Source organism: Paenibacillus sp. FSL H3-0329, assembly GCF_037963285.1.
Classification (GTDB): domain Bacteria; phylum Bacillota; class Bacilli; order Paenibacillales; family Paenibacillaceae; genus Paenibacillus_AQ; species Paenibacillus_AQ odorifer.
This window is the reverse complement of sequence record NZ_CP150150.1, coordinates 2,765,243-2,783,213: the sequence shown is the minus strand read 5'-3', so window position 1 is coordinate 2,783,213 and position 17,971 is coordinate 2,765,243. Positions and strand designations below refer to the sequence as shown.

Below are 17,971 nucleotides of genomic sequence, written 5' to 3'. Positions count from 1 at the left end.
CTGTAATCACCACACACTTAACTCAGTGTTCAGTTCAACAGTATATGACCAACCCTACTGCCGGCTACGCCCATGCATAGTGATCGCTTCTTCGACCTTGATGCAGCGGTCCATAATGGCGATCATACCGTGCTCAGCGGCGATTTCAGCGGCTTCTGCGCTAACTATACCCTGCTGGAGCCACAGCACACGTGCGCCAATGTCAGCAGCCTCCTGCGCGACCTTTGCGCAGTGTTCGCTTCGACGGAATACATTGACGATGTCCACTGGATCTGGAATTTCAGCTAAAGTGTGATAACACTTTTCACCCAGGATCTCACCATCCACCGTTGGGTTAACGGGAATGATCCGATATCCCCGGCTTTGCATGGCGCCCGCGACCATATAAGAGGTTCGGTCTGTTTTGTCTGACAAGCCGACAACAGCAATGTTACCTGCGGAAGCAAGGATATCTCCGATCTGCTCCCGACTTGGATTCTCAAAGCTCATAAGTAGTGCCCCTTTCCATAGTTACACTTAATGATCCTTGTTTAACTGAAGCTAGATACACTAGCTCCCTCATTCCTATTGTACCCACTCCACATTCGCACCAAGCGCACGCAAGTGATCAAAATATTGCGGATAAGATTTTGCCACATGATGTGCATCCTTAATCAAAAGAGGTTTACGCGCACGCAGGCCCACTACGGATAGTGCCATAATTACGCGGTGGTCATAATGCGCATTAATGGTGACTCCGCCTTCGACACCTTCAGGCATGCCGTGAACAATTATCTCATCGCGGCGTTCTTCTACCTTAGCTCCGGCACGGGTTAATTCTGCTAAGTAATCGGTAATGCGATCGCATTCCTTATAACGCAAATTCTCAACATTATAGAATCGGGAGGTGCCTTCTGCAAATACTGCGGCAGCCACCATGGCCAATACCGCATCGGTTGCAGCATCTCCATCAAATTCAACAGCTTTTAGGATACCGTTCCCTTGGACATGTACTGTGCCCTCTTCATGAGTAAGAGGAACTTCCATCATCCGCAGCACATCAACAATGGCTCTTTCACCTTGTTTACTTTGTTCTGCAAGACGGTGGATTTTCACATTCGACTTTGTAACGGCAGCCGCCGCAAGGATTGCCGCAGAGCCTGGGTAGTCACCTTGAACAGTATATGACTTAGCTGCATAAGCTTGACGACCTGGAACTTTAAAGGACATGTAATCATCCGCAGCGTGCACCACAATACCTGCCTGCTCCAACACTTCCAAGGTCTGACCCACGACAACCTTCGATTTCAAATCATCGAGGACAATAATTTCACTATCTTCTTCAAGCAATGGTGTCAGGAATAATAGAGCACTTAAGAACTGGGAGCTTACTGCACCAGAGACAGTAATTCTGCCTCCAACCGGTTTACCCCCACGGATCGTGATTGGCAATTTCCCTTCATTATGCTCCACCTGAACACCTAGCTGTTCCAGCGCCACAATCAAGTCGTCATGCGGACGTTTGCCCAATGAGTCTGGATACGTATTTACAAAAGTAACCTCAGGACTTAACGCGGCCACAGCCATAAGAAAACGCAGCACCGCTCCGGCATTTCCTACATTAAGTTCTTTAACGTCTTTTGGATGACGTCCGAAGCCTTGAATCACAATCTTTTCCTCATCCTCTGTAAGCACAGCACCCAAATCTGCTATGCAGCGACGGATCGCGTCGCTATCCTCACTATGTGCAGGATGATAAATCGTACTTACTCCTTCAGACAATGCCGCAACCAGCAGATAACGTGTCGTATAGTTTTTGGAAGAGAGGGCTCCAAATTCTCCTTGCAGAGATGGCGTTGGCCTAACAATAACGTCCATAATATAAACTCTCCTTAGTAGATGTAGTGGGTATGTAATGCTCGTTTGACAGGGTATTCTGTTCTTGTGTTATCATTAAACCATTCTTCTGATGAAAAGAGGTCAAACCCATGCATAATGTACCACAAATCACACCGCAAGAATTACGGCAGTGTATAGAGACAGGTGAAGACCTTGTACTCATCGATGTTCGCGAAGACGAAGAGGTGGCCTCTGGGATGATTCCAGGTGCACAACATATCCCTATGGGAGAAATTCCACACCGTACTGAGGATATTCCAAGCGACGCCAAAGTGATCTTCATTTGCCGTTCCGGTGCCCGCAGCCAACGTGTCTGCGAATATCTACAGCAGTTTGGTTATAACGCTGCGAACCTTAGCGGTGGTATGATTGAATGGAATGAGACACTCTCTTAAAAGCTCAACCGCGGTAATGCATTAAAATATGTTGCGACACTTCTGCCGCAGTCAGTCCCGTTGTATCGACCGTGTAATGCGCGAATAGGTATGCATCCTGGCGATCTTCCATGATTCGTCTGACCCGTTCTTCTGCATTGCCGGCGAGCAGCGGACGATTCTGATCCCCGCTAACACGTGCAATAATCTCTTCCTCAGTTGCCGTTAGCGCAACCACATGCCCTTTACTCAGCATTAAGGCTGTATTCCCCGGCGCCAATACCGCGCCACCACCAGTGGATATTAATTTATTCTCAGACTCTAGCATTTGCTTAAGAACCGCAGTTTCTACGCTTCGAAAGTATTCCTCACCATCTTCTGCGAAGATTTCTGCAATGCTTCTGCCTTCAGTCTCAATAATGACATGATCCAAATCAACCAGCTCATAGCCCAGCTCCTCGGCCAAAATAGCACCAACAGTTGACTTACCAGTCGCCATCATCCCTACTAAAATAATGTTTTTGTTCTTATCTTCCTGACTCATCGTTTTTAGTTCTTCTGTATCCCCAGCCATGACTATCCTCCAACCGCGATATTTGTCATATCATAACACAGGGTCAAAACATTAGACAATCCGCTTCTTCCAGTAAAAAAAGACCCGAAAGGCTCCCCATTTCTGGTGAAGCCGTCCGGGCCGCTTGTCATTCAGTCAATTAGATTATTCTGCTGCCATCCAGTTGTGGTGGAAGACGCCTTCTTTGTCCACACGTTTGAAGGTGTGAGCGCCAAAGTAATCACGTTGAGCCTGAAGCAAGTTAGCAGGCAAACGTTCTGTACGGTAGCTGTCATAGTAAGCCAATGCGCTGGAGAATCCAGGGACTGGAACACCCAAAGTTACCGCAGAAGCAATGACTTTACGCCATGCAGATTGGTAATTATCCATAACATTCTTGAAGAAAGGATCAAGAAGCAGATTCTTAAGCTCTGCATTGTTCTCATAAGCATCTGTGATGTTTTGTAGGAAACGGGAACGGATAATGCAGCCGCCGCGCCAGATTTTAGCCAGCTCGCCATATTTCAGATCCCAACCATATTCGTCGGAAGCTACGCGAAGTTGAGCGAAACCTTGCGCGTAGGATACGATTTTGCTCGCGAACAATGCTTTACGCACGTTCTCGATGAATTCGGCTTTGTCGCCTTCAAATGTTATTGCTTCTGGTCCGTTAAGCACTTTGCTTGCTTCTACGCGCTCATCCTTCATAGCAGACAGGAAGCGGGAGAATACGGATTCGGTAATCATGGACAGAGGTACACCAAGATCTAGTGAGCTTTGGCTTGTCCATTTACCAGTACCCTTTTGGCCAGCGGAATCAAGGATAACGTCAACCATAGGTTTGCCGGTTTCTTCGTCATATTGAGCAAAGATATCAGTAGTGATCTCGATCAGGTAGCTGTCGAGCTCGCCGCTGTTCCACTCTTTGAAAATATTGTGAAGTTCTTTTGCATCCAGACCTAGAACATCTTTCAACAACTGATAAGCTTCACAGATCAATTGCATATCACCATATTCGATACCGTTGTGCACCATTTTAACATAGTGTCCTGCACCGTCAGGTCCGATATATGTACAGCAAGGCTCTCCGTCCACTTTGGCTGAGATTGCCGTTAGGATAGGCTCTACAAGTTTATACGCACTTTCTTGACCACCTGGCATAATCGAAGGACCTTTAAGAGCACCTTCTTCACCACCGGAAACTCCAGTACCGATAAAGCGGAAACCTTTTTCTTCCAGCTCTTTACTACGACGAACTGTATCAGGGAAGTAAGCATTCCCTCCGTCGATAATGATGTCGCCTTGATCAAGATGCGGCAGCAGTTGCTCGATGGTAGCATCAGTAGCTTTACCAGCTTGAACCATGATCAGAATTTTGCGCGGTGTTTCCAGCGAAGCTACAAATTCTTCAACAGAAAATGTGCCTACGAGGTTTTTACCTTCCGCTTCAGCAAGAAGATCATGTGTCTTCTCCGGGGAGCGGTTGAATACGGATACGGAAAAACCTTTGCTTTCGATATTTAGAGCCAAATTCTTGCCCATTACCGCCAAGCCAATAACGCCGATTTGTTGTTTTGCCATCTGGTCCTCCACCCTTTGCACCCTATATTTTTGTGAAATCCATTTCTCGCAGTATAAGAATACCACCCTTTATCAGAGACAGCAAAGCCTGCCCTGCGAATAGAGATCAATTTCATTGACAAATTCAGACCAAGAAATGATCACAATGACTATTTTAACGTTTTTAACGCAAGAAGTGAACCCCTGTCTGCAAGTTCCAATACAAATATAAGACACCCCGATGAACAGGGTGCCTTGAAAGAACATTTGCCCGGCACTTGCTTACCATTCTAACATAAACAATTCCTTGGTCAAAAAGGCAAGCTCAGCTCGACATTTGTCCGCGCGAACCGTATCTCCAGCCTTTAATGCATCATTTAACCGATCCAACTGTTCATCAACTTCAATTCTCCGCTGGCGAACCCGTTCTTCCCCTTCAATAGAATAAAAGAGTCTTGTCAGCTCCTCATCTGTGAGCATAGGTCCCTTCTGATATAACACACGCTGCTGATAACCAGAAATTTCAACCAGGCGAATCACTTCGCCAAACAGAATATTTTCAATAATAATCTGCCGATCCCGGAAACGCTTAACGATAGCATGCCCGCGCATATCCCCAATTAATTTCTCCATCCACTCTGACAAGCGAGCATCACGGATCATATAATCGCCCACAAGCTTATAGCCGTCCTTAATCCTTTGAAACCGCAATTTCACTAACTTACGACCCGTACGGACCGAAATCACAAAGACCTGTTCATTCTCGCTCCAATATAGGGAATAACCTTCTTGAATCAAATCCTTGATCAGGTCCTGGATATGCTGTCTGTCGAACCGCAGTTCCAGGTTACAATATTCCACCTCGTCGTTTTTGTTCACGGCACTCCCCCCTAACAGCTTCACATCTGTAAAGCCAGCCTTCATTAGTTCAATTCCAGAGTAATCATGGCTGCCGGACCTCTTCTTGAGTTAACTTCCTTTTTGCGTTCGTCTTAATCTTATTTTATACTTCAGTTTATGTAGCGGTAACTTGGTTTATTGACTATTTTTACCCGCAACAGCCTTTCTCCAAACGCTGAGCGAGAATTTTAATGCCTTTTAGTCCTTTTGGAGCATAGACGTTCTAGTCCTTCAGCTGCACAGTGTCATACAGAAGACCTTCGAAACTTACTTCCGTTATATCTTATATCCTTCTAATTTTCTAAAAAAACCGCTGATATACCGGATCATTCTTCGGTTATCAGCGGCTCTTTATTTTCCTCAGCTAGTCTTAAATTTCTGTTTCGTTCTATGCACAATAAGCAGATGCAGCCCGAAGAGCAGCAGCATTACAATGGCACTTGCCAGGAATGGGACACCATGTCCTACATGATCCCATAATCTTCCTGACAAAACTGGCCCCGCTACCATTCCTGATCCTTGGAGTGTCAGGAACAACCCCCAGACCGTCCCTCGTTCTCCCTTAGGTACTTGCTTAGCCAGAAAGGCATTCCATGCCGGGAGGATAAGCGCGTAGCTTATACCGACCAGTGCCACCGCGATAAAGGCAAGTGGCAGCCAGCGAACCTGAGAGAAAAAGGCCAGTGAAAAGGCAGCTAACAAAAAACCTATATTCAGAAACACCGTTGTCCCTATGCGGTCCACCAGCTTGCCTGCGGGAATAAGTGCAAGAACTGTAATCCCTCCCCCTGCGATGAGGAGCAAACTGAATTGATTGGGACTAACATGCAGCTCTGTACGTGCAAACAAGGTAACTACAGGCGTCATCAAGCCAATGGCGAAGGCTTGTAGGAACAACGCCGGGTACAGCCATCTGCTGACTTTCAGGGTAGTTCTCACCTGATGCAGCGTTCTTTTTATACTTTCTATCGGACTAAGCTTTTTACGATCCATTGCTCCGCCAAGTCCATGCATGTCCCTCACGACAGCATGAGACCCGCTGGAAGAGATTCGTTTAGGTAAGAAAAGGGCTACTACAACTACAGCGGCAGCACAACCTAACAAGACCAGAAAAGCCACATGATAACTCTGTCCACCCTGATCCATTAAAAAATTCACAACAATTGGACCGATTCCTGTTCCTGCGAGAGAGGCCATCTCAACAGCGCCCATGGCCGCACCACTGCTGCCGCTTTTGGTTGATCCGGCGAGTTCGGTAATTCCGGTCATCACACATGGCCAAAGCGGAGATGTCCCGATCCCAAGAATGAGACAGGCGATGGATAACGCAACGGCCGTTTTGGCATAGATTATCAAGCCAATGGCTACTAGAATCAGCAACAATGCACCTGTCATCGTCCAGCGGAACCCTATGCGCTCCATAACCCAGCCTGAAGGGCTGCGGAAGACGTTGTCCCCCAAATACTGTAGGGCAAAAGCGAATCCCACTACTGTCACCGACAGGCCCAGTATATTCTCCATATACACTGGCAACAAGGCAACAAGCAGCGAACCTTTAACAAATTCAACTAAAAAAATAATTACCCACATCTCCACAATAAATGGTGATGCTAAACTAATATTCATCCGTTGTTCAGCTTTCGTGGACATTCTATCACATCCAAATCCTAGTATTCTGAAGATTGTTTTGTTATACTGATGCTTGCCTTAAAAATTAACTATTCGCGAAAGGTTGTGACAGCATTAAATGAATCAACACCGTACTCCCCTCTTCACAGCTCTAAAAAAGCATGCCGCCGGCAATCCAGTTCAATTTCATATTCCCGGGCATAAGAAGGGGCTAGGAACCGATGCCGAATTCCGTGAGTTTATCGGCGATAACGCTCTATCCATAGATCTAATCAACATCGCACCGCTTGATGATCTACATCAGCCAACTGGCGTAATCCAGGAGGCTCAAAAGCTGGCTGCGAAGGCTTTCGGCGCCGACTATACGTATTTTAGCGTACAGGGCACGAGCAATGCCATCATGACGATGATCCTCTCTGTCTGCTCACCGGGTGAAAAAATAATTGTGCCGCGTAACATTCATAAATCCGTAATGTCGGCCATTATCTTCTCCGGAGCCAAGCCTGTGTTCGTCTCGCCTGTACAGGATGAGAATCTCGGGATAGATCACGGCATAACCACCAGTGCGCTGGAACGAGCGTTAAAGCGTCATCCAGACGCTAAAGGAGTTCTAGTTATCAATCCAACGTACTTCGGCGTATGTGCCGACCTGCGTTCGATTGTCGACCTGGCTCACCGTTACGGGGTACCCGTACTGGTGGACGAGGCACATGGAGTACTGATTCATTTTCATGAGGATCTGCCGGTATCGGCCATGCAGGCCGGTGCGGACATAGCTGCCACTAGTGTGCATAAGCTTGGTGGTTCCATGACGCAAAGCTCGGTACTGAATCTAAATGCGAAGACTGGGCTGATTAACCCACAACGGGTGCAGACCATTATGAGCATGCTGACAACAACATCAACCTCATATATTTTATTGGCGTCTCTCGATACATCTAGACGTAATCTCGCGCTGAACGGACATGAAATGGCGGAAAGAACGATCCAATTGTCCAACTACGCACGCGAGACCATTAACACTATCGAAGGCTTGTACAGCTTTGGTAAAGAAATACTTGGAACTGAAGCAACTTTCGATCTAGATCCAACCAAACTTAACATTCATGTTCGCCATTTAGGGATCACAGGTTACGAAACCGAAAACTGGCTGCGTGAGAAATACAACATCGAAGTTGAACTGAGTGACATGTATAATATTCTTTGCCTTATTACCCCAGGTGATACTCAAGAATCAGTAGATAAATTATTAGCTGCTTTGCGGGTGTTGTCCGCCATCCATTATAGCAAGGGTGAAATCTATGAACTGAAGGTTCAGGTTCCAGAAATCCCGCAGCTTGCTTTGATTCCAAGAGATGCTTTTTATGCTGACACTCAGTTAGTTCCGTTCCGCGAATCTGCCGGGTACATCATTGCAGAGTTTATCTATGTATATCCACCGGGGATACCGATTCTCCTCCCTGGCGAAGTCATTACTCAGGATAATATCGACTACATTATCGACCACGTCGAAATCGGTCTGCCGGTTAAAGGTCCTGAGGACCGCAGCATCACTAATGTTAAGGTGATTGTTGAAGCCGATCCTATATCCTAAGATCCATCTTTTCCTAAAAAACTTCAATCATTTATACAAAAACCCGATACCATAATGAGTATCGGGTTTCTGTATATAAGCATCAACTGTCCCATTCACATAGAACAGCTTAAGTTTAGTCGCTAGAATCTATTCTTGCTGAGCAAGCAGATTGTTGTAAGCTTCTTCAACAGCTTTCCATTCTTCTTCATCTTCGATATTATACAATACCATTTCTTCGTCTTCTTCTTCCATACGCAGAATAATGCCGTCTGCTTCTGGATTCTCGCGCTCTAACAACAGAGCATATAATTTCTCGCCTATGTCGAACGTTTCTACAAGCACCATTTCCACATCTTCGCCCTGCTCGTTCGTCAAGGTCAGCACAAACTCCTCGTGCTCATGGTCGTGATCATGCCCGCAACCGCATGCTTCACCATGCTCATGTTTGTGATCGCTCATTGTAATACCTCACTTTGAATTGTATTATCCTACATCTGGTATCGTACCACGTTAGATTAGTTCAGGTCAATTTAGAACACCTAATTTAACGCTGTAATTACCTTCTCCGACACAAGTACGTAATCTGCATTTTTGGATGGCTTAATATAGAAGCCTACCCGATATTTGCCCGCTTCTTTAAAGTCATAAGTAAACTCAGAGGTTGGAAACCAGAAATTATCCTTCTGTGAGCCTTCAAGCACCTGCGACTGAATATCCTTAACGTTACCAGACGGATCTGTCATGGCTACTTTCACAGCTGAAATCTCTTCAGTCAGGCTATCTACCTGTGTTAATATCTTAATTTTCAGCTTGCCTACGTTGACATTGCCAAAAACCGTATCCCCTTTAAAAAGTACAATATGGACATTAGGTTTAAGAATCGTAACTTTCCCAGAACCGTCCCAAGTAACAACCCCGCCTGTTTCTCTAGCAGGAATGTACGTTTTTCCATCAATTAGATAACCGCCGTCTACAATTTCTTTTCCGTTGCTCCATACTCTAATTTTCTGATTAACGGAATCGGCGAATAATAATGAGCCACCCATTAAGGAAAAAGCAAACACGCACAAAGTGATTTTTTTCCATCTATTCATTTGAGACCCTCCAGATAATTCATGCTGTTAATATATACTTACTTTGTTTCAGCAAGTTGCGCTAATTTTAGGTAAATATTTCATTGATCTTGCGAAAAATGATATTATGGTCTTATTCGAAGCAGAAACATTAGCTATAACCGATTTCAGGAGGGTTCTTTCTTATGAGTCTAAGCCTACAAATGCTAGGGACAGGCAATGCTTTTGCGAAAAAATATTTTAACAACAATGGCTTGCTGCTAGATGAAAATTACACCCTGCTGATTGATTGCGGGATAACAGCCCCGCTTGCCATGCATAGACTTGGAAAATCCTTCAATGACGTAAATGCTACGCTCATTACACATATTCATGCGGATCACGTTGGAGGGCTGGAAGAGCTTGCGCTAACCTTAAAGCATGTGCACGGTAAAAAAATGACCTTGCTGCTTCCTGAGACACTTATAGAGCCCTTGTGGAACAATACATTAAAGGGAGGCTTGTACCAAGAAGATGCTGTATCTTCCTTATCTGATATCTTCGAAGTTAAGCCCTTGCAGCCTGAAATTACCTACAACCTCTCTCCTACTCTTTCATTAGAGATCGTACAAACACCGCATATTCCCGGCAAAAACAGTTATTCCCTTCTAATAAATAACGAGATTTTTTATAGTGCGGACATGACCTTTCAGCCGGATCTACTGATTAGCCTTGTGCGGGAGCGCGGGATCCGGATCATCCTGCATGACTGCCAATTAGGCGGAACAGGCGTTGTTCACACTACGCTGGAAGAGCTGATGTCTCTGCCTAAAGATGTTCGCGAACGGATCAAGCTCATGCATTATAGCGATGAACAACCAGATTTCGTCGGACTTACAGGGGAGATGGAATTTTTAGAGCAGCATGTGAATTATAAGTTCTGATCTTTGCATATAAAAAAAAGCCGTACATAAACGTCTGTTGACGTATGTACGGCTTTTCGTGTTGAACTATGAAAATGTCGGCAAATTATCCAGATTGTTAGTTGGATCTCCATCCGCATCTCCGCGGATATAAGTTTCTCCATCCTTACCTTTAAAAGCGTTCACTCCGGCAATATTTCCGGCCTGTACTTCTTGCAGGGCTTGGTCATACGCCAGCACACGTCCTGTAGAGGTCTGGAAGCTTGTCAAATCGCCATCCCCATTTTTTTGAACAGCTACGAAAGATTCTCGTTCGTTATTTGGCACTTTAGCTCGCCCCTTGCACTTGGATTTGCCATCATTCGGCACATCCTAGCTTGCGTAAAGAGTCCAATAATTATGTGCGCCAATCTTTAAAGCATTTTTTGCATCCGTACATGTAATATACCTGCATCATAGAATGGCTCCGTAGAAATAACTTCATAGCCGAGTTTCTTATAGAAATTCTCTGCCTGACACTGAGCATCTAAAATTGAAGCTTCCAGTCCAAGCTCCCGAGCAAGCTCTTCCATAGCCAGCAACAAGACACGTCCGTATCCTTTGACCCGATAGTCTTTCAATACGGCGATGCGCTGCATTTTAGCAGTACCTGCTTTGTAATAGATCAATCTCCCCGTTGCTACAGGTACCCCTTCATCTATAATCAGAATATGGTGCGCATTCGGACTGATGGCATCGTATTCGTCAATTTCTTCCTCGGCTGGTACCTTTTGTTCCTCAACAAATACTTTAGTGCGGATATCCAGCCCCATCTGAAGCTGTTCCTCTGTAGTTACCCGTAAGATTTCTGCCGCCATGTTAGTTGCAAACTCCTCTCTCTATGTAGCCAACGATAGTTGTCTATTATATAAAATAATGACTAGAAAGAAAAGCCTACATATGGAATCCGTAACCTCTCAGTAGACTAATCCACAGAATATACTTCTTCAGGGATCGAACGGTTATATACGTCTTTCATCACAGGTGATAACGGAGGATACTGACTTTTTGATTTGCCATCCAGATTGGTCATCTCATTGATTTCCATAACTTTTGTGGGTTTCGCCGTAGAACAACCCACTACACCCAGTAGTAACACTAGGCAAACGCCGACTTCCCATTTCACAATTTTAGACATTAAAAAAGCTCCTTTCACCGCAACTGCAGTTATACTCACTACAGCTTTGACGATTCAGGAGCTTTATAAACAATAGGAGCTATTCATTCCAGTTGCCCTCTTAGAGATTGACGTTTCCAACCAAATGGACTAAATACATCATCCCAACCAGAAAGCCTGCTAAAACAAAATAAGCTGTCCCATATTTCCAACGTGTACTGGCTGGTACATCGTAATACTTATCATTATCATGGACTGTATAGCTGATGTCACAATGCATTTTTAAATGAAGACCATTCTCTAACGTTACTTGCTCCAGCTGCGAAATTCTTACCTTTTCAATAATACATTGCTGTGGCAGTGTAGCTTTGCCATAATAATTCAGCTGATCCCATCTCACCACAACATACTGCTGTCTCTCTAGATCACTGTAGGTGGTAAAAGGTAAATCCCGGCGATGCTCAGCTCCTGGAATCATGTAACCCGCCTCTCTCAAGGGCTCCACTGGAATTAAGAAACCCTTAGTCACAGACTGCGGCCGGTTGTTGTTACGTCTTTTCACAAATTTGTTATACAGATCGTAAGCAAACATTGCCCAGATGATAAAGAACAAAATCGAACGCAAGTAAACGATTATAGCTAAGCCACCGACCAGACCCACAAGCCACAGCCAGCGCGTAACCGCGGTAGCGATACGTCCACCGTCTAGCGGATGGATTGGCAGCAGGTTAATCAAATTAAGCAAAAAGCCTATATAAGCCAGGGAATAAAGAAGCGGACTATCCATATAATATGCCGCTCCAAAAACAGCAGTAGACCCAATAGTACCCAGAATCGGTCCGCCAAAAGCTACATACGCTTCTGTCTTCGCATCCAGCGGATGTTTTTTCATAGTAATTAACGCGCCTAAAAAAGGAATAAATAGCGGAGCGCTGACGGGTAGCCCGATGCGCTTAGCGGCTATAACATGTCCCAATTCATGAACAAGCAAAAGCAGGACGATACCTATGGCAAACCCCCACGGATAAATTAAAGCATATGCCCCTATCGAAACCATCATGGAAATTAACGGCCCGGCAATTTTACCTATTTTCAGCAGAGACAAAATCGCCTTTCCTTTTAACAGGAGCATAGCGGCTCCGCCCCCCAACCATTTCAGCGGAGTAGAAGTATTCTTTTTCTGCTCATTTTGCATTTGCGGCAAGATCACAAGCTCCTTTATCTTTCAATTTTAAAAAAACTACTAGTATTTCAACAAAGAGTCCTTCCGAATGTATACGATGCAACTTTTAGAAACGTTTCAGCGTCAAACCAACTATCTTGGATAAATTTTACTGCCAGATAAAGAAAGGGTTGGTTCATATGCTCTCTTTTCACTCCAAAGCTTGGTTATCCGTCTTAATGCTCTCAACACTTCTACTCCCTGCCACCGTGTCAGCAAGCTCTTCATTAACTGTATCGGAGTCGCCTGCGCTCGCCCAAGCTTCCTTTGCTAATACTTCGCAAGTATACTACCAATTTGGCGTTCCAGGCGGAAACATTGGCGGACCTGCGCTGCTCAAAAATGGTGTAATCTACGTAGATGTTCGGGGGATCGCTGAGCAAGCTGGCTTAAAAATGGACTGGGATAAATCCGGCAAACGTGCTCTGTTCAAAGGCTGGACTAAAAGTTTTGCTGTTCGAATCGGGAGTCAAACTGGAGTCCTTGACGGGAAAGCGGTAGATCTAGGAGGAATACCTTTTAAATCCAAAGAAGATGGGATATATGTGCCGGCGCGTTTTATCGTTAAGGCTTTCGAAGGCAGCCATCTCCGTCTGGACTCCACAACGAACACACTTTTAGCAGATGATCTGAAAACCTTCAATGTTTTCACAGAATCCTCTGGAGGGCGCACCTATACGTTGGTCAAAGCTAATGGTGATTTATATGTCTCACAAGGCAAGGATACGGTGATAAAACTCACTTCACTCCAAACAAACTTTGACTGGGCAGGAATGAAGATCGAGAAAACGGCGGGGGGGCTGCTAGTCATTAAGATTATTGATTCCTATGGAGAGCCTCATATTAATACACGCGAAATCACACTCATATTCAAAAATGGTGCATTACTACGCAAGGCCACATTCGCCTACCAGTTCAGAGGAGATGCGGATTTCAAACCTTATGATGGCAACCTAATCTTGCATGATGGTAATACCTTACGTTTCATCCAAGACGGCACGGGCAATGTAATAGATACTCTTGATCTTGTAAAGCTGGGTGGCGAGGAAGATGCTTACTATGTAGAAGGCATTGATAAAGAAATCATACTGCTTCGTGGAAATCAGAATGGATTGCTTACCTTAATCGACCGCCAAACAGGCGAGCGAACCCTTTTGTATAAGGAGCTACTCACAGCAAAGGATCAGGAATACGCGGAAAATAACGATGTTCCTTTTAAAGGAGATACTTTGAAATTCATAAAGCGGAGCGGTGACAAACTGTATTTTATAAATGACTCCCCTCTTACTGGCAAAAAAGAAGTTATCTACTCCATTGAAGCTCATTCCAATAACTCCAAGAATAATACTGATTAGAAAGTACAGTACAAGCATGTGTATTGATTAAAGAACTAATCGAATCCTCCTCAGGGATTATCCCTGAAAATTAACCTTCCTACATATAGGCAAACGCCGTGAACGTTGTAGGCTAAGGACCATAGACTGTTATCAGGATTGAAACATTCGAGGAGGATATCCATGGAATCAAATACAAATTTTCATCAACAGGTCGCTTGGAATTGCATGAATAAATATGTAGGTATAGTAACGACTGATGGTCAATCCTTTGACGGCTTCATCGCTCACGTGGACCAGAACTATATCACCCTTGCGGTTCCCAGCAATGAAATGGTCGATCGTATGAACGGAATGCCTGCCGAGCAGTCGAACTATAGACAATTCGGGTTCCAGCCCGGCTTTTACCCAAGACGCCGCTTCTATCCACGCCGTATCCCTTTTTTCGGAATAAGCAGTCTATTTCTACTCCCGTTTTTTATCTGACTCGGTGCAGGGGGATGATGGGTCATCCCCTTTCTAGCTATTAACTACTTAGTCGGAGGAGATAAGAGAAAACACCACTCTACATCTATATTGATTATAAAAAAGAATTGCCATCCTACTCTCTCATATGGTATTATAAATTTCGTCGCAGGACGGTAGCTCAGCGGGAGAGCACTATCTTGACAGGGTAGGGGTCATGGGTTCGAACCCCATCCGTCCTATACGTGAAAGCCTTGATATTCAAGGCTTTTTTTGTTTTCTATTCACTTATCATTCTATTGAAATCCTTCATGATACGAATTTGATACGAATCGTTATTTGCTTTTCATATCAGTTCGCTAGGTCCTCCGGGAAAATATCATCACTTCTACCCTCTAGCCAATTCCTAAATACCGCTTTATTGATATATAATTCCCTTCCTGCTTTTGCAACATGAAATGGTGCGTCCCCTAAAAACTCATATAACTTAGCTTGACTCAATTTCATTATTTCCTTTACATGCTTTGGGCGGAGTGTCATCGGGAAGCTTTGCCTATATCTTCTGATCCGTGATGTAATCAAATTCGGTTATTATATATCTTTCTTTAATCAAAAATGATTCCATTCGTGGAAGCCTATTTACAATCCTTTCAATTCTCTCACAGTACTCCTTACGTGCTGCTAAACTATCAACATTGTGTATGGCAATATTCGCGGTTTGGTCCGAAGTTGTTCCCGTGTCGCTTCTCGGAGTAGTTGACCATGCTGCTGTCGTGGCTGCTTCGCGTTCCTCAAAAGTTAGGAATTTATTCTCTCGATACTTATCAAAAGCCGCTTCAACCGCAGCTTGCGTCCGTTCTCTATCTATCTCTGGCAGGAAGCTTTGTTGCACCTGCTATCACCTCACTGTAAAAGAATCCCCCGACCGAAGCCGGAGCGTGTAGCATCTTAAAACGGCAGATTATCATCATTTTCAAGGATTACCGGATCATTCTTATCTCCTGCAGCAGCTACCTCCTCCAGAGTGAGTTGATCCTTGTCTTCCAATTCAATCGTACCGTCTGGATTAACCTTTCCTCGTACGCCTTCTCTTGACTCCTCACGATCCTCTTCATCGTCATCACCTCGGAACTCCTCGATGCTCATTTGAGATTCAGCGATTTCCAAGACTACATCAGATCCAGCCTTCCGGTAGAATTCATAAGAGTTTTCAGAGGATTTATCACCCTTTACGTGGAACTATAAAAGTTCCTTTTTGGAATCCTTCGTTTGCTTATTGAAATGTGCTGCTATCAGAACTTTCATTTATAATTACTCCTCTCAAATTTGGGTTTTATGAAAAAATAACGTCTGCAGCTAGTGCGATAATTGAAGCAACACATATTGCTGCCATGTGCATGCCACGTTGCTTGTAAAGAATAGATTCTTTGTCAGCTGCTGAAATAAAAGATAGGATAGCGATAAAAGCAAAAATAATTTCAATCCACATTGACGTCAGTTCCTCCCTCATTCCGTGATGTATTAAATAAGAGGTGAATTTTATGAACGGTAAGAAAGTTATCACTATTCTTTTATCCATCTCTTTACTGGGTGTGATTGCTTACTTCGGAATAGCTTATGGATTACTATGGTATATCTTTAATGGGTAAGAAATGAAGATTATCCATCCCCTTTATAAGTTCAGTACAGCCAAACTATCTCTTATATCCTCCTTGTGGGAGAGAGTCTTTTTTTTTGAAATTTGTTATAATTAAATAAAAACTTTTAATGAGGTGTTATCTTGCAATATTTTTTTTTAATACCGTTGGCATTTGTTTTGGCAATTCCCTTGGTTTTACTGTTAAAAGGTGATTATGGAACCAAAAACAAGGTTTCAGATAAAACTAGTAGCATAGAGAAAAAATTAGACAGAATAATAGAATTACTTGAAAAAGATAAGGATGCATAAGCATTTTTATCTTTTTTCATGTCGCAATATGTATCTACTACGTCATAACCTTTGTGAGAGGAGGGCTATTAACCCTCTCTGTCCATGTATCTTCGTACTGTGAGTATCCGATTTTGAATCTGTTATGAGCCGATTTCAAGCGAGACGAACTGATAAAATAACTCAACTCACTGGGACACTCCCAGCGTATTACGCCATCTTTGATATCTTGATATACAAAGGTAAGGATACGGAGTTTGTACATCTGGAGTCCCGGCTACAAGCAAAGGTAAGAATGAGGAACTGGACCAAATCTGGCATGCTTCGAAGCCCAGTATTTACAGAGTTTATCGTATAAGCACTAATAGACCCTTCAGGCATAAGCTTGACAGGTTATTTTATGTTTGTTCTGAATCTAAATCGCTACGGGACAAACGTGGCAACTCATAATTTCTAACAACACCTAGCCTCTAAAATTGGTCCCTTTTTTTATTAAAGAATTGGTAAAGGCAGGAGTAGACTCAATTGGTGTACTGGAATCAACTGGTAACTATGCGTATCTCTTAGTAGAGGGGAGCGTTTGCGTGTCCTTGAGCTTGCTGTTAGTTCTGCTGAAGGGATTCCCGTGATGACAAGCATAAGTGCGATTCGAACTTCAGAAGTACTTCGATTAGCGGAAGATGCACAACAAGCTGGGGCAAGTGCAGTACTCTTGGCTCCTATCTCCTATCAGGCACTAACAGATGAAGAGGTGTTTTTTCTATACGAGCAGGTGACAAGTTCACTCTCCATTCCACTTTGTGTTTATGATAATCCCGGCACTTCACATTTCCATTTCAGTGATGAGCTGCACAGCAGAATTGCTAGGTTACCTAATGTTTGTTCCATTAAGATTCCCGGCATACCATCAGAATCTGATAAAGCCAAGTTACGTGTAGAAAAACTCAGAGCTGTTATTCCACTCCATGTTACGTTTGGAATAAGCGGGAATCCATCCGCATATCCAGGCTTGAGTGCAGGTTGTGACTTATGGTACTCAGTGCTAGGTGGTTTATTTCCGAGGTTATGTCTAGATATCACAAGAATGACTCAAAGTGGCCATTTAGAAGAAGCACCACACCTTTCAACATTACTAGAACCGATCGCTACGGTAGCCTTCGAGTGATTTCAGCAGCTGCTGAAATAATTGGCTTAATAAAAGTCCTAGTCTTCCCTTGCCTTTACAACCATTAAACAAATCCGTTAGGAATCACCTGAATATCATTCTAAAGGAATTAAAATTTACTGTATAAACTTAATATAATTCATTGGGAAGTATATATGCTGCTCTATAACACTGGTAAGGATCGTTAGTTTTCATCAATATAACAAATACCCCATCAACCTTAAGTGATTGACGGGGTATTTGTTATAGACATGCTT

Annotated in this window: 21 protein-coding genes, 1 tRNA gene and 1 pseudogene; 8 read left to right on the top strand and 15 right to left on the bottom strand. The window is 43.9% G+C overall.

What is annotated here, in order from left to right; all coding sequences use genetic code 11:
* Positions 1–54 precede the first annotated feature (54 nt).
* Complete coding sequence (locus NSQ66_RS12085) at positions 55–489, bottom strand: CoA-binding protein (protein WP_076303382.1); 435 nt, start codon at positions 487–489, stop codon at positions 55–57.
* A 75-nt stretch (positions 490–564) separates the two neighbouring features.
* The gene (gene aroA / locus NSQ66_RS12080) at positions 565–1,857 is read right to left on the bottom strand and encodes a 3-phosphoshikimate 1-carboxyvinyltransferase (RefSeq protein WP_339279700.1); all 1,293 of its coding nucleotides are present in this window, start codon (positions 1,855–1,857) and stop codon (positions 565–567) included.
* Between the two features lie 110 nt (positions 1,858–1,967).
* Between aroA and NSQ66_RS12075 the strand changes: the two genes are divergently transcribed.
* Positions 1,968–2,273 (top strand): rhodanese-like domain-containing protein, encoded by a 306-nt coding sequence (locus NSQ66_RS12075; protein WP_038570249.1) that lies wholly within the window; start codon positions 1,968–1,970, stop codon positions 2,271–2,273.
* A 4-nt stretch (positions 2,274–2,277) separates the two neighbouring features.
* Here the strand turns inward: NSQ66_RS12075 and NSQ66_RS12070 are convergent, their stop codons facing one another.
* The 4 genes from NSQ66_RS12070 to NSQ66_RS12055 all read right to left on the bottom strand — a co-directional run bounded on the left by NSQ66_RS12070 (position 2,278) and on the right by NSQ66_RS12055 (position 6,915).
* Positions 2,278–2,826 carry a shikimate kinase gene (locus tag NSQ66_RS12070; protein ID WP_244886472.1) on the bottom strand — a complete coding sequence of 183 codons (549 nt, stop codon included), beginning with the start codon at positions 2,824–2,826 and terminating at the stop codon, positions 2,278–2,280.
* Positions 2,827–2,970: 144 nt separating this feature from the next.
* On the bottom strand, positions 2,971–4,386 hold the full coding sequence (gene gndA, locus NSQ66_RS12065; protein ID WP_076104782.1) for an NADP-dependent phosphogluconate dehydrogenase: 1,416 nt from the start codon (positions 4,384–4,386) through the stop codon (positions 2,971–2,973).
* Positions 4,387–4,647: 261 nt separating this feature from the next.
* A complete protein-coding gene (locus NSQ66_RS12060) occupies positions 4,648–5,244 on the bottom strand; it encodes a hypothetical protein (RefSeq protein WP_036686566.1) in 597 nt (198 codons plus the stop codon).
* Between the two features lie 381 nt (positions 5,245–5,625).
* On the bottom strand, positions 5,626–6,915 hold the full coding sequence (locus tag NSQ66_RS12055) for an MFS transporter (protein ID WP_036686122.1): 1,290 nt from the start codon (positions 6,913–6,915) through the stop codon (positions 5,626–5,628).
* Between the two features lie 97 nt (positions 6,916–7,012).
* On the opposite strand from NSQ66_RS12055, the gene NSQ66_RS12050 reads away from it, so the two are divergent.
* A complete protein-coding gene (locus NSQ66_RS12050; protein WP_036686120.1) occupies positions 7,013–8,488 on the top strand; it encodes an aminotransferase class I/II-fold pyridoxal phosphate-dependent enzyme in 1,476 nt (491 codons plus the stop codon).
* A gap of 129 nt (positions 8,489–8,617) precedes the next feature.
* Here NSQ66_RS12050 and NSQ66_RS12045 read toward each other — a convergent pair whose 3' ends face one another.
* Both NSQ66_RS12045 and NSQ66_RS12040 read right to left on the bottom strand, forming a co-directional pair.
* Positions 8,618–8,929, bottom strand: coding sequence for a DUF1292 domain-containing protein (locus NSQ66_RS12045; protein WP_036686118.1), 312 nt, complete (start codon positions 8,927–8,929; stop codon positions 8,618–8,620).
* Between the two features lie 80 nt (positions 8,930–9,009).
* Positions 9,010–9,564, bottom strand: coding sequence for a copper amine oxidase (locus tag NSQ66_RS12040; RefSeq protein ID WP_036686116.1), 555 nt, complete (start codon positions 9,562–9,564; stop codon positions 9,010–9,012).
* A gap of 164 nt (positions 9,565–9,728) precedes the next feature.
* Here NSQ66_RS12040 and NSQ66_RS12035 point away from each other — a divergent pair, with 164 nt between their 5' ends.
* Positions 9,729–10,466: an MBL fold metallo-hydrolase gene (locus NSQ66_RS12035; RefSeq protein ID WP_036686115.1), complete on the top strand. Its 738-nt coding sequence runs from the start codon at positions 9,729–9,731 to the stop codon at positions 10,464–10,466.
* 66 nt (positions 10,467–10,532) lie between these two features.
* On the opposite strand, the gene NSQ66_RS12030 is transcribed toward NSQ66_RS12035, so the two are convergent.
* The 4 genes from NSQ66_RS12030 to NSQ66_RS12015 all read right to left on the bottom strand — a co-directional run bounded on the left by NSQ66_RS12030 (position 10,533) and on the right by NSQ66_RS12015 (position 12,796).
* Entirely contained in the window at positions 10,533–10,772 is a 240-nt protein-coding gene (locus NSQ66_RS12030) for a DUF3892 domain-containing protein (RefSeq protein WP_036686113.1), read from the bottom strand.
* A gap of 86 nt (positions 10,773–10,858) precedes the next feature.
* Positions 10,859–11,302, bottom strand: coding sequence for a GNAT family N-acetyltransferase (locus tag NSQ66_RS12025; RefSeq protein ID WP_036686111.1), 444 nt, complete (start codon positions 11,300–11,302; stop codon positions 10,859–10,861).
* A 107-nt stretch (positions 11,303–11,409) separates the two neighbouring features.
* The gene (locus NSQ66_RS12020; RefSeq protein ID WP_036686109.1) at positions 11,410–11,622 is read right to left on the bottom strand and encodes a hypothetical protein; all 213 of its coding nucleotides are present in this window, start codon (positions 11,620–11,622) and stop codon (positions 11,410–11,412) included.
* Positions 11,623–11,722: 100 nt separating this feature from the next.
* Entirely contained in the window at positions 11,723–12,796 is a 1,074-nt protein-coding gene (locus tag NSQ66_RS12015; protein ID WP_036686564.1) for a site-2 protease family protein, read from the bottom strand.
* A 167-nt stretch (positions 12,797–12,963) separates the two neighbouring features.
* Between NSQ66_RS12015 and NSQ66_RS12010 the strand changes: the two genes are divergently transcribed.
* From NSQ66_RS12010 to NSQ66_RS12000, 3 genes are all read left to right on the top strand, one after another.
* Entirely contained in the window at positions 12,964–14,178 is a 1,215-nt protein-coding gene (locus NSQ66_RS12010; protein WP_052096984.1) for a copper amine oxidase N-terminal domain-containing protein, read from the top strand.
* Between the two features lie 162 nt (positions 14,179–14,340).
* Positions 14,341–14,643 (top strand): hypothetical protein, encoded by a 303-nt coding sequence (locus tag NSQ66_RS12005; protein ID WP_036686108.1) that lies wholly within the window; start codon positions 14,341–14,343, stop codon positions 14,641–14,643.
* Between the two features lie 149 nt (positions 14,644–14,792).
* Positions 14,793–14,864 (top strand) — tRNA-Val (locus NSQ66_RS12000).
* A 311-nt stretch (positions 14,865–15,175) separates the two neighbouring features.
* Here the strand turns inward: NSQ66_RS12000 and NSQ66_RS11995 are convergent.
* The 3 genes from NSQ66_RS11995 to NSQ66_RS11985 form a co-directional block, all read right to left on the bottom strand.
* Positions 15,176–15,514 carry an ArpU family phage packaging/lysis transcriptional regulator gene (locus NSQ66_RS11995; protein WP_051491435.1) on the bottom strand — a complete coding sequence of 113 codons (339 nt, stop codon included), beginning with the start codon at positions 15,512–15,514 and terminating at the stop codon, positions 15,176–15,178.
* A 56-nt stretch (positions 15,515–15,570) separates the two neighbouring features.
* A complete protein-coding gene (locus tag NSQ66_RS11990) occupies positions 15,571–15,768 on the bottom strand; it encodes a hypothetical protein (protein WP_143766174.1) in 198 nt (65 codons plus the stop codon).
* 187 nt (positions 15,769–15,955) lie between these two features.
* Entirely contained in the window at positions 15,956–16,111 is a 156-nt protein-coding gene (locus NSQ66_RS11985) for a hypothetical protein (RefSeq protein ID WP_339279698.1), read from the bottom strand.
* Positions 16,112–16,402: 291 nt separating this feature from the next.
* Here NSQ66_RS11985 and NSQ66_RS11980 point away from each other — a divergent pair, with 291 nt between their 5' ends.
* On the top strand, positions 16,403–16,570 hold the full coding sequence (locus NSQ66_RS11980) for a hypothetical protein (protein ID WP_155288124.1): 168 nt from the start codon (positions 16,403–16,405) through the stop codon (positions 16,568–16,570).
* A 470-nt stretch (positions 16,571–17,040) separates the two neighbouring features.
* Positions 17,041–17,841, top strand: a pseudogene (locus NSQ66_RS11975) (dihydrodipicolinate synthase family protein); the annotation flags it as partial.
* Positions 17,842–17,971: the final 130 nt, after the last annotated feature.